Source organism: Allomesorhizobium aridi (genome assembly GCF_043769475.1).
Lineage (GTDB): Bacteria > Pseudomonadota > Alphaproteobacteria > Rhizobiales > Rhizobiaceae > Allomesorhizobium.
Genome location: NZ_CP171729.1, coordinates 880,563 through 894,752, shown reverse-complemented (window position 1 = coordinate 894,752; position 14,190 = coordinate 880,563). Strand labels below are relative to the sequence as shown.

Sequence of the window (14,190 nt, the reverse complement as noted above, 5' to 3'; positions counted from 1 at the left end):
TGGCAGCGTTTGTACATGTTGGCAAATTTTGCACATTTGCCATATTCTGGCTTGTCTGGTAGCATCCGGTCCGAAATGACGGAGTGAATGATGCCTCCTCCCAAGAAAGCTCGCGGGTTTACCGAAGAAGCCGCTGAGTTCAACCACGCACAAGCTGTAGCCGGGACCGTTTCCGTCGGCCCTGTGAGGGCGATAGTGGGTGAAGGCGGGCGGCTGGTCATCCCGGCCGAAATGCGGAAAGCAATGGGAGTCAAGCCGGGAGATACGTTGGTCCTCAAGGTCCAGGATGGCGAACTGACGGCAATCTCTCAATTGGTCTCGATCCGAAAGGTCCAAGAGCGCCTGGCTTCCTACAAGAAGCCGGGAGAGAGCGTGGTCGACGGGTTTCTGGCGGATCGGCGGGAAGAGCAACGGCGAAGCGATGAGAGGCTCAACCGGCTGCATGCTGAAGGCATGGCATTGAAAAAGCCATGACGGCATACATACTCGACAGTTCGGTCGTGCTCGCGGTGCTGTTCAACGAAAAAGGCGCAGACAACTCGTTGCGCTATTTCAAGGACGGGCAGTGCTGCGGCGTGAACGTTGCGGAAATCGTCGCGCGTCTGATCGACAAGGGTCGCACTCCGGATGAGGCGGTGAGCGACTTTGAGGCATTGGGGCTGGACATCTCCGGATTTAGCCCTGAGAGCGCTGTTCTTGCCGGGCGGCTGCGTCTGGCCACACGGCACAAGGGCCTCTCCCTCGGCGACCGAGCCTGCATCGCGCTGGCCATCCACGAGAACGCCGTCGCTGTTACCGCCGATCGCTCCTGGGCCGACCTCGATTTCGGTTGTCCGATCGAGCTCATCCGCTAACGCGGATGAGCTCGATCACCCCGAACCAGCAGCCCCTCAGAACCTGATATCCGTCGCAGACTTCAGCTTGCGCTCGGCCGCAACCGCGCCCTCGAAAACCTCGCGCACGCCGGTGGCGGCCATTGGATCGACATTGCGCAAGCCCTTGAAATCGAGCCCCGTCAGTTCCTCGATCCGGCTTATCCGGACCTGGCGCAGATCGAACCGCCCGACGTCGAAGCGCTCGGCCGCGAGATTGCTGATGAGATCCGCCTGGTGCAGCACGAAGCCGACGGCGCGCAACTCGTCGCCTCTCGAGCGGTAAGCCACCACTTTCCAGAACGCGCTCGGAATGAGCAGGCCGCGATGCGTCCTGTCGTCCTTGCCGAACACCGGGCCGTTGAAGATCGACAGGCGCTGCATGTCCTGTTTCGCCTGGTCGGTTATGTGGTTCTCCAACTCGCCCCAAAGCCGCAGATCGCCCGGCTGCGACAGCTTGCTCTGGTTGAAGACCTGGTGCTGCGGCGCGCAATTGGTCCAGTGGAAGGTGTCGTCGTTGGCGAGCTTGGCCTCTTCCGCGGTCATGCCCCATCCGGCGTCGTAGCGCCGGGCCAGATGACCGCGGTCGAGCGGGTTGTTCTTGTAGAAGCGGTTGTCGGCCTGCAGGCCCACGTCGATGCGGGGATCGAGGAACCAGTCGTCGGCGCCGCGTTCCTCGACGAAGGGCGCGGCGGCGTCGTAATTCACCGCCGAGACATAGGCCAGGCGCCGGTCCGCATTCATGAGAACGCTGAAATGGTGGTATTTCAGCTCGACGGAACCGTCGGCGAGCGCAGCCGGTTCGCCGTGCCCTCGGTCGACCAGGTCGGGCATCGGAACCGCAACGCCAAGAAAGCCGACATCGAAGCCCGGCCGGCCGTCATAGTCGGGCGCGGGCCGCACCCGCTCCGCCAGCAGCGCCGCGTGGCCAAGCTCGGCGCGCACCGCGCGTGCGCCGCCGACCGCCACCGTGATCGTCACCGGCACGGTGATCGTCGCCGTTCCAGGGAGATCGAGCGCGCAGGTTTTTTCGGAGCCGCCGTTCAGCGCCACGCGAGCTTCCTGGAGCGGCCCGATCTCCGTCGTGTCGGATTTTTCCAGCAGTTCCTTCAAGAGTGCGGCCGCGCCGGCCGACAGGCCATCGCGTTGTTTCAGGTGGTTGATGATGCGCGAGATGCGGATGCCCTCATTGCCGATCCAGGCGATGTCCTCGACGGGCATGGTGTCCTTCCAGACCTTGCCGTCCCTGGTCAGGTACTTTCCCGCAGCATCACGCGCAGGTACCGAGGAATGATGCAGCGCGACCACCTCCCAGCGGTCGTTGAAGACCGGGGAGCCCGACGAGCCGGGCTCGGTGTCGCCGAGATAATGCGCGAAGCCGTCGAGATCGCCGAGCGGTAGCGCGCTGAGCTCGTTCTCGCGGATCACCACTTCCTTCATCCGGCCCTGCGGATGCTGGACGATGTTGACCGGATCGGTAACGAGGATTTTTCCCTCCACGCCGACCAGCGGGCAGAAGCCGAAATCGGCGAGTTTTGCGGTCGCCACTCCCGGCGCGGGCTTCACCGCAACCAGCGCAAAATCTAGCGTCTTGTCGTTGAGGAAAAAGCGTTCGGGATTGAGATGGAACGACTGGACCAGCTTTTGCCTGCCGAGACGGTCGCGCTGATAGTCGAACTCGGCGACGCTGGCGGCGGCCCAGTCGGCGTTCTCCAGCACATGCTCGTTGGTGAGCAGCAGCGACGGTGACACCATGAAGCCGGTGCCATAGCCGAGGCTCCCGCCAAACTCGGTCCTGATGCGGGCCACCGAACGCATGGCGAACGAGCCGAGTTCGAAGAACTCCGCCGAGAGGAAATCCTTGGTCGGGCCTATCACCCGCTCGACGAACAGGGAATCTATGTCGGCCCTGGTGACCGGCTTGCGCGCGGCCAGTTCGCGCACCGGCGCGGGCACCGCCGCCTTCTCCATCGCCGCTATGTTCTCCAGCGGCGCACGCAACTGCTGGCGCAGCCGGTTGGCGTGCTTGACGATGCGATCCTTGCTGTCGATCTCGTCGTGGCGCCCCTCCGCCTTTGCTCGCGCCCTCTTGTCGCGTTCGGGCTTCGTCGCCTCCCAGCGATCAGCCGCCGCGTTGATGATTTCGTAGGAAAAATGAAACGTCCCGCCCACAATTTTTCTCCCCTCCAGGTTGAAAATCGTTCCCAAGCCCTGCCGCAATACTACTCCTGCGTGTCTTCCTTTGCAACTCTCCTCACCCTACGTCAGCCGCACATCCGCCATATGACACGGCGGAACCATTGCGACACTGCGGCGCCGCACGGCTGGCGGAAGCCGTTCCGGCCCACTGTTGCGCCGGCTTGCCCGACCTGTGTAAACATCCGGGTCCAGCGAACGGCGCAGCAGGCCTCCATGACCGTCATCCAGTCCCAGATCTCCACCTCCTCCGATCTCTTCCGCGCCAACGCGGAAAAGATGCAGTCGCTCGTCGCCGACATTTCTGAAAAAGCCGCGACCGTGCAGCGTGGCGGGTCGGACGAGGCCCGAGAGCGCCACGCGTCGCGCGGAAAGCTCCTGCCGCGCGACCGGCTGACGCAACTGCTCGATCCCGGCTCGCCCTTCCTCGAAATCGGCCAGTTCGCCGCCTTCGGCATGTATGACGACAACATCGCGTCGGCCGGCATGATCGCCGGCATCGGCCGCATCGAAGCCAAAGAAATCATGGTCGTCGTCAACGACGCCACGGTGAAGGGCGGCACCTATTATCCGCTGACCGTGAAAAAGCATCTCCGCGCCCAGGAGATCGCCAGAGAGAACAATCTGCCCTGCGTCTATCTGGTCGATTCAGGCGGCGCCAATTTGCCTAACCAGGACGAGGTCTTTCCGGACCGCGACCATTTCGGCCGCATCTTCTACAACCAGGCCAACATGTCGGCCATGGGCATTCCGCAGATCGCCTGCGTGATGGGCTCATGCACGGCGGGCGGCGCCTATGTGCCGGCCATGGCCGACGAATCCATCATGGTGAAGAACCAGGCGACGATCTTCCTCGGCGGCCCGCCGCTGGTGAAGGCTGCCACCGGCGAGGATGTGACCGCGGAGGAACTCGGCGGGGCCGACGTCCACACGCGGCTCTCCGGCGTCGCCGACCACTACGCCATGGACGACGACCACGCGCTCGCCATCGTCCGCCGCATCGTCCGCAACCTCAATCGCAAGAAGCAGATCGGCCTCGACCTTCGCGAACCCCTCCCGCCGCTGCATTCGGCCGACGAGATCTACGGCATCGTCCCGCAGGATACGCGCCAGCCCTACGACGTGCGCGAGATCATTGCCCGCATCGTCGACAGCTCGGAACTCGACGAGTTCAAGCAGAATTACGGCACGACGCTGGTCACCGGCTTCGCGCATCTGCACGGCATGCCGGTTGGCATCATCGCCAACAATGGCGTGCTGTTTTCCGAATCCGCGCTCAAGGGCGCGCATTTCATCGAGCTGTGCTGCCAGCGCAAAATCCCGCTGGTCTTCCTGCAGAACATCACCGGCTTCATGGTCGGCAAGAAATACGAGGCCGGCGGCATAGCCCGCGACGGCGCCAAGCTGGTCACGGCGGTCGCCACCGCCCAGGTGCCGAAGGTGACGATGATCATCGGCGGCTCGTTCGGCGCCGGCAATTACGGCATGTGCGGCCGCGCCTATTCTCCCCGCTTCCTGTGGATGTGGCCCAATGCGCGCATTTCGGTGATGGGCGGCGAGCAGGCCGCGACCGTGCTCGCCATGGTCAAGCGCGAAGGCATCGAGCGCCGCGGCAAGAAATGGTCGGCGCAGGAGGAAGCCGAATTCCGCCAGCCGATCCTGGAAAAATACGAGCGCGAAGGCCACCCGCTCTATTCCTCCGCCCGCCTCTGGGACGACGGCATCATCGACCCGGCAAAGTCGCGCGAAGTGCTGGCGCTGAGCCTGTCGGCCGCGCTGAACGCGGAGGTGAAGGAGACGAAGTTCGGGGTTTTCAGGATGTGAGGAGCCGGCCGGTAGATTCCCTCTGAGCAAACCTTCCCTACAAATATCTTCGCTGTTTTATCCACGCCCGGCTGCATGCGGTTATCCTTCGTACTTTGGCGAAGGAAAGCAGGGATGCAGGATTCGGAACTGGAAACTTCCATCTACAGATTAAAGGCCCAAATCGCCGCTAGCCGCGTCTTCGCCGCAGGTCTCCGGCTGCAACTTGCCTTGAAGCAGAACCCGAACTGGCATCTTCAGCCGCGTGTCCCCGTCGGCGATCCTGATGGCGGGCAGTGGTTGGCCTATCTTGTGGGCGCAGCCGGATCGTTGCTGCCAGTACTCCAACGCGTCGGCCTCGCGGCACTCCAGCGCCTGCGCACAGAGGCACGCCGCCTTGGGCCAGTACTACGGAGGCTCCCGCGACGTTGGAACGATTCTGCTTCAGCCCTCGGAAGACAGCTATGACGACGAGACCCGACGTATCAGCCACAACTCCTGGTAACGACGCGGCGAGCCCAACATACGCTTCCGCAATGAAGACGAGCTGCGAAGATATCTCGGCCCTGCCGGCCCTGGCCGCGAATGGCATCACATCGTCGAAAAGCGGCTCGCCGGTCGAGAAGGTTTCCCGCCAGAAAAAATACATAGCACCGACAACATCGTTAGCTTGCCTATCGAAGTTCACCGGCGCGTAAGTGCCAGAATGAGCATGCGTGACAAGGCGTACAACTTCAACATTCGACGCTTTGGGATCGAGAAGCGTAAATTCGCCGAACAATAGGACGACGGACTGGATCTTGTTCGAGAGATACTGGAGGACTATGGCTATGACCCCTCGGACTTCTGAAAACTCCGTCCACGACCTATTGCAGGCTTTTCTCGATTGTGAGGAACTGCGCATGCAAGCCGTACGCAGGCTGGATGTGCCGGAGGCAAACAAATACGTCTTGAAAGCTGCTGCGGCGGCCGAAGCGCTCTCCAAAACGGCGGAGGGCAGAGCTGAAATCGAGAAGCTTTTGGGGCACGCAACGCTCTACGTTCGAGTGAGGGCGGCGGGAGCGGTCATGGACTGGGCGCCTGACAAGGCGATCCCGGTGTTCGGCAGCATGCTCGATGCCGACCTTAGCTCGATTCCCTCGATAGACGAGAGACTGGACATCCGCGTGATCTCGAGGGACTGGCTTTACAAGCATTTCAACATCCGCAGTGCGAACCGTAACGACTTGATCGAACCGCTGCGGGCCTACGGCATCGAACTCGAGCATCGGGATGAATCGCGCTGGCAGTAGCATGGCATGACCGGGAAGCCGGCCGCCTGGACATATCGCATGGGCGGCGGGCAGGCGGCGACCGTGCTCGCCATGGTCAAGCGCGAGGGCATCGAGCGCCGCGGCAAGAAATGGTCGGCCGAGGAGGAGGCCGAATTCCGCCAGCCGATCCTCGAAAAATACGAGCGCGAGGGCCAACCCCCGCTATTCCTCCGCCCGCCTCTGGGACGACGGCATCATCGACCCGGCGCGCTCGCGCGAAGTGCTGGCGCTCAGCCTCTCCGCGGCGCTCAACGCGGAGGTGAAGGAGACGAAGGTGGGAGTTTGGAGGATATAGAGGCGCTCTATCTCCCCCCTTGTGGGGGAGAAAGCGATTTCAGCATCTTACGGCGCAGGCCGAAGGTCGTCAGCGACGCTAAGCGCTAGAAATCGCAAGAGAGGGGCAATCTCGCTGGGCTTCACGGCCCCTGTCGAGGTTTCACACCCCAATGGACTCAGGCGCTGCATGCCGCCAACTACGGAGGACCACCCATGCCCAAACATCGCATCTATTCGATCAGCTTCGCAAGCGTTTACCCCCACTACGTCGCGAAAGCGGAGAAGAAGGGCCGCACCAAGGCCGAGGTCGACGAGATCATCTTCTGGCTGACGGGCTACGGCCCCGGCGAGCTCGCCACCATCCTGGAGGACCGAACCGACCTCGAAACCTTCTACACGAATGCCCCTGCCCTCAACTCCTCCCGCGCGCTGATCAAGGGTGTGATCTGCGGCATCCGCGTCGAGGACATCGAGGACCCGCTGATGCGCGAAATCCGCTACCTCGACAAGCTGATCGACGAACTGGCGAAGGGGAAGAAGATGGAGAAGATATTGAGGGCGGGGTGAGATGGCGTAGCCGGCGCCCGCCTGTGGACGACGGCATCATCGACCCAGCGAAATCGCGCGAAGTGCTGGCGAGAGAATTGCTTCAAGCAGTGAGTGGTTAGCACACTCCTTGAGTGTATCACGTTTGTGATATTCGGTCTGCGGCGCGGATTGCAATGCGCTTCCACAGAAGGAGGCCGAACAGCGCGCGCTTTAGAGCAGCGATTGCGGCGTCCACAAGTCTCGATCATGGTTTCGAAGTAACCGGAACCACATCGGCGCGGCTACGTTGGGCGGGACTGCGGCATCACCAGCAGGCAAAGACGTGCGAGACGAAGTTCGGCGTCCAGGATGTGAACAACATGTCCGTATCTCAGCGCATGCAGGTCATCACAAGCGACATCACCAAGTTGAATGTCGACGCCATCGTCAACGCCGCCAATTCCTCGCTGCTCGGCGGAGGCGGCGTCGATGGCGCGATCCATCGGGCTGCCGGGCCGAAGCTGCTGGCCGAATGCCGGACGCTGGGCGGATGCGAGACAGGCGATGCAAAGATCACCGGCGGCTACGATCTGCCCGCCCGGCACGTCATCCACACGGTCGGCCCCGTCTGGCGAGGCGGCAATAAAGGTGAAGCCCACCTGCTCGCCTCGTGCTATCGCCGCTCGCTCGAGCTTGCCGCTGCGCATGGCTGCAGGACGGTTGCTTTCCCGGCGATCTCGACGGGCGTTTATGGCTATCCGAAGGACGAGGCTGCATCGGTGGCGGTGCACGCTGTCGCCGGCTTTTTGCGCGGAAGCGATTTTCCCCAAAAAATCATCTTCTGCTGTTTCAACGAGCCCGCAGCCGCGTTGCACCGAGAAGTGATCTCGAGCCTCGATCCGGCCTGACGAAAATCCCTTTCTCATGCTCATCGGCGTCGCTCCGCCCGCCGATGGCCTACACAACGCCGTATTCGGCAGCATATGTGAGCAGCCCTTCGGAACGCAGCACGCATTCCGTGCGTTGCTGGATTTCGAAACACTGGTAGAAAGTCCGAATGTTGAATCTCAGCCGCCGCAGGCTTCTCACCCTGGCCGCTACAAGCGCCGCCTCCGCCGCGCTTTCCGCCTGCACCAGCACGCGTGAGCGCGCCACGACAGCCTACACCCAGCCGCTCGCGCCTTTCCAGGGTCCGCAGCTCAGTCTCGATCCCGGCTTTGGCGACCCCCGCCTGATGTATGCCGCCATGGTCGACGAGGGCCATGAGATTCCGGCCGTACCGATCGAGCAGATCGACCCGCGATACTATCGGCAGATCGTGCCGAACCCGACCGGCGAGATGCCGGGAACGGTCGTCGTCGATACGGGCAACCATTTTCTCTACGTCGTCGGCAATTTCGAGCAGGCGATCCGTTATGGCGTCGGCCTCGGCCGCGAGGGTTTCGAGTGGGCCGGCCGCGGCGTGGTCGAGTGGAAACAGAAATGGCCGCGCTGGTTCCCGCCGAACGAAATGATCGACCGCCAGCCCGAGCTGGAAAAATACCGCGCGCGGCAGATCCCCGGCACGAACAATTGGGAGGGCGGCATGCCGGCGGGCGTCAACAATCCGCTCGGCGCCCGCGCGCTCTACATCTATCAGGACGGCAAGGACACGCTGTTTCGCCTGCACGGCTCGCCGGAATGGGCGTCGATCGGCAAGTCCGTCTCCTCGGGCTGCGTACGGCTCATGCACCAGGACGTCATCGATCTCTATGACCGCGTACCCGAAGGTACGCCGATCGTGGTCACGGGCGGATTGCCGCCGGTCGAGGTCGCGCAAGCGCAGTTCTGACCGGATTGCGCGCGCCGGCGCAAAGCCGCGAAAAAAATTTTATCCACACCCTCCGCCGCTCCCTCATAATCTCCTCACCGTTCTGACGGGACCTGGTGCGCACCGGGTATCAGGCAGGACGGCGGTGACCTCCCGGCGTGGGTTCGGTATCCACGTCTCCGAGGGCGTCCGACGGGCCGGCATTCCGAGCGAAGCGCCAATGCTTCGTGAACGGAAGGCGGATCATCCGCGCGTCATTGTCCATGGAAAGAACATGGAGCGGGGCGCGTGACCGGTCGACTGGGGCGACAGACACCGGACGGGCGGGCATGGGAGTGCCTGTTCCTTTTACGAATTCGTGCGGCGCTTTCCTGCCCGCCCGTCTTCCCATTTTCCCACAATAGCCAGGGCGGAAACGCAGCGTGGCGAGGGAGAAGTGCATGCCTCTCCCTTCTCCCCTTGTGGGAGAAGGTGCCTGAACGAAGTGAAGGCGGATGAGGGGTGTTGGAAGAAACGAGACGGAGAATAAGGCTCTTACAATGTCGAAGCGAGGACAATCCTCAACGTGGCACTCCGTCCAACACCCCTCATCCGACCTCCCCTTCGACAAGCTCACAGTCGGCCACCTTCTCCCACAAGGGGAGAAGGGAGAACCCGCCGCCTCACACCGTCAAAAACTTCCGCACCTCCGGCCGGTCGAGGTCCTGCGCCAGGCCGGTATGCACGATCAGGCCGCGATCCATGATGTTGACCTCGTCGGCGAGTTCGCGGCAGAAGTCGAGATACTGCTCGACCAGAAGCACGGCGATGCCTGCCTGGTCGCGCAGGTAGCGGATGGCGCGGCCGATATCCTTGATGATCGAGGGCTGGATGCCTTCTGTCGGCTCGTCGAGGACGAGCAGCTTCGGCCGCATGACGAGCGCGCGGCCGATCGCCAGTTGCTGCTGCTGGCCGCCGGAGAGATCGCCGCCCCGGCGCGACAGCATCTGCTTCAGAACCGGAAAAAGCTCGAAAACGTGGTCCGGGATCGCGCGATCGGCGCGCTTCAGCGGCGCATAGCCGGATTCGAGGTTTTCCCTGACCGTCAGCAGCGGAAAGATTTCCCGCCCCTGCGGCACGAATGCGATGCCCGACCGGGCGCGATCGTACGCCGCGCTCCGGTCGAGCGCCTTCCCCTCGAAGGCTACGCTTCCCGACGTCAGCCGATGATGGCCGACGATCGATCTCATCAGACTGGTTTTGCCGACACCGTTGCGGCCGAGCACGCAAGTGATCTTGCCGGCGTCCGCCTTGAGCGAGACGCCGCGCAGCGCCTGGGCGGCGCCGTAATGGAGGGTGGCGTTGGAGACTTCGAGCATCAGAAGCCTCCGGAAAAGGTCAGGAGGCCTGCGACCGCACCAGCGTCAGCCGCGCGCGCGGCTTTCTCGTTTCGACGATGATTGTCTTGTGGTGACAGCTGAACGAAACCCGCCAGCGCTCCTGCGCGCCGAAAGCCGCCGGCGTCGCCCACATGGCTTTCAATTTGAACGGCGGCGCGCCGATATCGCCGCGCCACTCGACCTTCCCGTCCTGAAATTGGCCAACCCTGAGGCCGGCGCGCAAGCGCGAAAAAAGCTCGCGAGAAATCATGGTTGTCCCTACCGCCCAAGGTATACCTCCACTACTCGCTCATCCGATGACACAAAATCAAGTGTTCCTTCGGAAAGAACCGAACCTTCGTGCAGGCATGTGACTTTTACGCCGAGCTCGCGCACGAAATGCATGTCGTGCTCGACCACGATGACGGAGTGCTCGCGGGCGATGTCCTTCAGGAGGCGCGCGGTCTCCTCGGTCTCGGCGTCGGTCATGCCGGCGACCGGTTCGTCGACCAGCAGAAGCTTGGGATCCTGCGCGAGCAGCATGCCGATCTCGAGCCACTGCTTCTGCCCATGGCTCAGATTGGCGGCGAGGTCGCCGCGCTTGTCGCCGAGGCGAATGATGCCGAGGATCTCGTCGATGCGCCGCTTCTCCGGCGCAGAGCGGCGGTGGAATAGCGCCGGGAAAATCGAGCGCGGGCCTTTCAGCGAAAGCAGCAGATTGTCCTCGACGGTATGGCTTTCGAAGACGGTCGGCTTCTGGAACTTGCGGCCGATGCCCATCATGGCGATCTCGGCTTCGTCGTGGCGGGTGAGATCGGTGTCGCCGTCGAAGAAAACCTCGCCGGCGTCGGGCCGGGTCTTGCCGGTGACGATGTCCATCATCGTCGTCTTGCCGGCGCCGTTGGGGCCGATGATGGCGCGCATCTCGCCCTTGTCGAGCACCAGCGACAGGTTGTTGACGGCGCGAAAGCCGTCGAACGAGACCGAGACGCCGTTGAGATAGAGGATGGTGTTGCTTTTGCTCATCGCTCACTCCGCCGGCTGCGGTTCGGGCGCTGCGTCGGGGCGCGAGCCAAGCCATTCGCCCGGCTTGGCCGGCACGGCACGAACGGCCGGGCGGCCGGCATCAGGCGGCGGCATCTCCAAGCGGGCTGCGCGGCGCGCCCTGGCGCCGGCCCGCCACTGGTCCCACATGCCGATGATGCCGCTCGGCAGGAACAGCGTCACAGCCACGAAGAGGCCGCCGAGCGCGAACAGCCAGAATTCCGGCAGCACTCCGGTGAACCAGCTCTTTCCGGTGTTGACCAGGATGGCGCCGACGATCGGGCCGACGATGGTTCCGCGACCACCGACGGCAGTCCAGATGACGATCTCGATCGAATTGGCGGGGTCGAACTCGCCGGGGTTGATGATGCCAACCTGCGGCACGTAGAGCGCCCCGGCGATGCCGGCCATGACCGCCGAAACGGTGAAGGCGAACAGTTTTACGTTCTCCGTCCGCCAGCCGAGGAAGCGCGTGCGGCTCTCGGCGTCGCGCACCGCGATCAGCAGCTTGCCGTATTTCGAGCCGACCGTGCGCCAGGTGACGAAGACGGCGAGCGCCAGCGCCGAAGCGCTTGCGGCAAACAGCGCCGAGCGGGTGCCGCTGGCCTGGACGTTGAAGCCGAGAATGTCCTTGAAGTCGGTCAGGCCGTTATTGCCGCCGAAACCCATGTCGTTGCGGAAAAAGGCGAGCAGCAGCGCATAGGTCATCGCCTGGGTGATGATCGACAGGTAGACGCCGGTGACCCTGGAGCGGAACGCGAACCAGCCGAAGGTGAAGGCGAGCAGCCCTGGAACCAGCATCACCATCAATGCCGCGAACCAGAACTGATCGAAGCCGTACCAGAACCAGGGCAGCTCCTCCCAGTTCAGGAACACCATGAAGTCGGGCAGGACGGGATTGCCGTAGACGCCGCGATCGCCGATCTGGCGCATCAAATACATGCCCATCGCATAGCCGCCGAGCGCGAAGAAGGCACCGTGGCCGAGCGAGAGAATGCCGCAATAGCCCCAGACGAGATCGAGCGCGAGCGCCAGCAGGGCATAGCAGAGATATTTGCCGGTGAGCGCGACGATGTAGCTCGGCACATGCAGCGCGCTGGTCGGCGGAACCGCGAGGTTGAGAACGGGAACGACGATCGCCGCCGCGAGCAAAAGGAGAATGGTGATCAGGATGCGGCGGTCGGCACCGGCGGCGAAGAAGCGGCCCGTGATCATGCTTCCACCGCCCTGCCCTTCAGCGCGAACAGGCCGCGCGGACGCTTCTGGATGAACAGGATGATCAGCACGAGGACGAGGATCTTGCCCAGCACCGCGCCGGCATAGGGCTCAAGGAACTTGTTCAGGATGCCGAGCGAGAAGGCGCCGACCAGTGTGCCCCACAGATTGCCGACGCCGCCGAACACGACCACCATGAAACTGTCGATGATGTAGCCCTGGCCGAGATTGGGGGAGACATTGTCGATCTGGCTGAGCGCAACGCCGGCGATGCCGGCGATGCCGGAGCCGAGCGCGAAGGTCAGTGCGTCGATCCAGGGCGTCCTGATGCCCATCGAAGACGCCATGCGCCGGTTCTGCGTAACCGCGCGCATCTGCAGGCCCCAGGGCGTGCGTTTCATGATGTAGAGCAGCGCGAAGAAGACCGCGAGCGCGAAGGCCAGGATCCAAAGCCGGTTCCAGGTCACGGCAAGCTGGCCGATTTCGAAGCCGCCCGACATCCATGACGGATTGCCGACCTCGCGGTTGGTCGGCCCGAAGATCGTCCGCACCGCCTGCTGCAGGATCAGCGACACGCCCCAGGTGGCGAGCAGCGTTTCCAGCGGGCGGCCGTAGAGGAAGCGGATGACGCCTCGCTCGATGGCGAGGCCGACGGCGCCGGCCACCAGGAAGGCGAGCGGCAGGGCAATGGCCAGCGACCAGTCGAACAGGCCGGGAAAGGAAGCGCGGATGACATTTTGCACCACGAAGGTGGTGTAGGCGCCGAGCATCACCATTTCGCCATGCGCCATGTTGATGACGCCCATGACGCCGAAGGTGATCGCGAGGCCGATGGCGGCGAGCAGCAGGACTGAGCCGAGCGACACGCCGTACCAGACGTTCTGGGCGGAGGCCCAGACCGCCAGGCGGCCCTCGACGCCGGCAATCGCCGAAGCGGCGGCATCTCTGAGCGGACCCTCCGCGCCCGCCTCGAAGGCGGTGAGCAGCGACAGCGCGTCGCGGCTACCCATGCCTGCGATCATATCGATGGCGGCGAGCTTTTCGGCTTCGGGCAGGTCGGAGACGAGCACCGAGGAGGCGCGCGCCTGATCCAGTTTCGTCCTCACCGAGCCGACGGTTTCCCTGGCGATGGCGGCGTCGAGCGCTTCGACATTCGCGGCGGCCGGCGTCTTGAACATGGTGTCGGCGGCGGCGATGCGGGCGTTGGCATCGGGCGAGCCGAGGGTCAACCCGCCGAGCGCATCGCGGATGGTTCGACGCAGCGCGTTGTTCACCTTGATCTTTGTCATTTCGAGCTTTTTGGCCTCGCCAACGGCCTCGCCGGTCAGCGGGTCCGAGAGCCGCACGTCCTGGCCCTTTTCCTTGCCGATGAAGACGGACGAATCCGCCTTGCGGAAATAGAGATCGCCCTCGGCGAGTGCTGCCAGCGGGCGCTCGACCGCCGGATCGCCGGTCGCCGCCAGTTCCTGCACGACCGCCTCGGTGGCCTTGAAATTCCTGGCCGCCGCGAATTTTGCGATGATTTCGCGCAAGCCGGCTTCGTCGGCGTGGGCGGGTAAGGCAAACATGGCAATCAGCGAGAAGAGCAACAGCATCGCCGCATACACAGCGCCCTTTTGCGCATCCCTCTGCCCCCGAACCCGTCGCAGGCGACATCTCCCCCCAACAAGAGGGGAGATGTCCGGCCCTTCGACAGGCTCAGGGGCAGAGCGAGGCAACATGGAGCGGAAAGGCTCATCTAAACTGACGCTCTCGATTTCTTGTCGAATTCAAGC

The 14,190-nt window shown here is 63.4% G+C and carries 13 protein-coding genes and 1 pseudogene; 8 read left to right on the top strand and 6 right to left on the bottom strand.

The window, feature by feature from the left end; translation table 11 throughout:
- Positions 1-87: 87 nt before the first annotated feature.
- Together ACG873_RS06320 and ACG873_RS06315 are read left to right on the top strand one after the other, a co-directional pair.
- Positions 88-474, top strand: coding sequence for an AbrB/MazE/SpoVT family DNA-binding domain-containing protein (locus ACG873_RS06320; RefSeq protein ID WP_394890946.1), 387 nt, complete (start codon positions 88-90; stop codon positions 472-474).
- A gap of 26 nt (positions 475-500) precedes the next feature.
- On the top strand, positions 501-854 hold the full coding sequence (locus ACG873_RS06315) for a type II toxin-antitoxin system VapC family toxin (protein WP_394890945.1): 354 nt from the start codon (positions 501-503) through the stop codon (positions 852-854).
- A gap of 36 nt (positions 855-890) precedes the next feature.
- Here the strand turns inward: ACG873_RS06315 and ACG873_RS06310 are convergent, their stop codons facing one another.
- A complete protein-coding gene (locus ACG873_RS06310) occupies positions 891-3,044 on the bottom strand; it encodes a DNA/RNA non-specific endonuclease (protein ID WP_394890944.1) in 2,154 nt (717 codons plus the stop codon).
- A 240-nt stretch (positions 3,045-3,284) separates the two neighbouring features.
- Here ACG873_RS06310 and ACG873_RS06305 point away from each other — a divergent pair, with 240 nt between their 5' ends.
- From ACG873_RS06305 to ACG873_RS06280, 6 genes and pseudogenes are all read left to right on the top strand, one after another.
- Positions 3,285-4,892, top strand: a complete 1,608-nt coding sequence (locus ACG873_RS06305) for a carboxyl transferase domain-containing protein (RefSeq protein WP_394890943.1) — start codon at positions 3,285-3,287, stop codon at positions 4,890-4,892.
- An 848-nt stretch (positions 4,893-5,740) separates the two neighbouring features.
- Positions 5,741-6,163, top strand: coding sequence for a hypothetical protein (locus tag ACG873_RS06300; protein WP_394890942.1), 423 nt, complete (start codon positions 5,741-5,743; stop codon positions 6,161-6,163).
- A 39-nt stretch (positions 6,164-6,202) separates the two neighbouring features.
- A pseudogene (locus tag ACG873_RS06295) lies at positions 6,203-6,479 on the top strand (carboxyl transferase domain-containing protein); the annotation flags it as partial.
- A 194-nt stretch (positions 6,480-6,673) separates the two neighbouring features.
- Positions 6,674-7,027 carry a DUF2200 domain-containing protein gene (locus ACG873_RS06290; protein ID WP_394890941.1) on the top strand — a complete coding sequence of 118 codons (354 nt, stop codon included), beginning with the start codon at positions 6,674-6,676 and terminating at the stop codon, positions 7,025-7,027.
- A gap of 341 nt (positions 7,028-7,368) precedes the next feature.
- Positions 7,369-7,896 (top strand): O-acetyl-ADP-ribose deacetylase, encoded by a 528-nt coding sequence (locus ACG873_RS06285; RefSeq protein ID WP_394890940.1) that lies wholly within the window; start codon positions 7,369-7,371, stop codon positions 7,894-7,896.
- A 149-nt stretch (positions 7,897-8,045) separates the two neighbouring features.
- Positions 8,046-8,819: a L,D-transpeptidase gene (locus ACG873_RS06280; RefSeq protein ID WP_394890939.1), complete on the top strand. Its 774-nt coding sequence runs from the start codon at positions 8,046-8,048 to the stop codon at positions 8,817-8,819.
- Between the two features lie 641 nt (positions 8,820-9,460).
- Here the strand turns inward: ACG873_RS06280 and urtE are convergent.
- From urtE to urtB, 5 genes are read right to left on the bottom strand one after another with little or no spacing between them, the layout of a single operon-like run.
- Positions 9,461-10,156: an urea ABC transporter ATP-binding subunit UrtE gene (gene urtE / locus ACG873_RS06275; protein WP_394890938.1), complete on the bottom strand. Its 696-nt coding sequence runs from the start codon at positions 10,154-10,156 to the stop codon at positions 9,461-9,463.
- 19 nt (positions 10,157-10,175) lie between these two features.
- Positions 10,176-10,400 carry a hypothetical protein gene (locus tag ACG873_RS06270; protein WP_394890937.1) on the bottom strand — a complete coding sequence of 75 codons (225 nt, stop codon included), beginning with the start codon at positions 10,398-10,400 and terminating at the stop codon, positions 10,176-10,178.
- A 35-nt stretch (positions 10,401-10,435) separates the two neighbouring features.
- On the bottom strand, positions 10,436-11,182 hold the full coding sequence (gene urtD / locus ACG873_RS06265; protein WP_394890936.1) for an urea ABC transporter ATP-binding protein UrtD: 747 nt from the start codon (positions 11,180-11,182) through the stop codon (positions 10,436-10,438).
- Positions 11,183-11,185: 3 nt separating this feature from the next.
- Positions 11,186-12,415, bottom strand: a complete 1,230-nt coding sequence (urtC, locus tag ACG873_RS06260) for an urea ABC transporter permease subunit UrtC (RefSeq protein ID WP_394890935.1) — start codon at positions 12,413-12,415, stop codon at positions 11,186-11,188.
- Entirely contained in the window at positions 12,412-14,010 is a 1,599-nt protein-coding gene (gene urtB, locus ACG873_RS06255; RefSeq protein ID WP_394890934.1) for an urea ABC transporter permease subunit UrtB, read from the bottom strand. Before urtB ends, urtC begins: the two co-directional genes overlap by 4 nt.
- Positions 14,011-14,190: the final 180 nt, after the last annotated feature.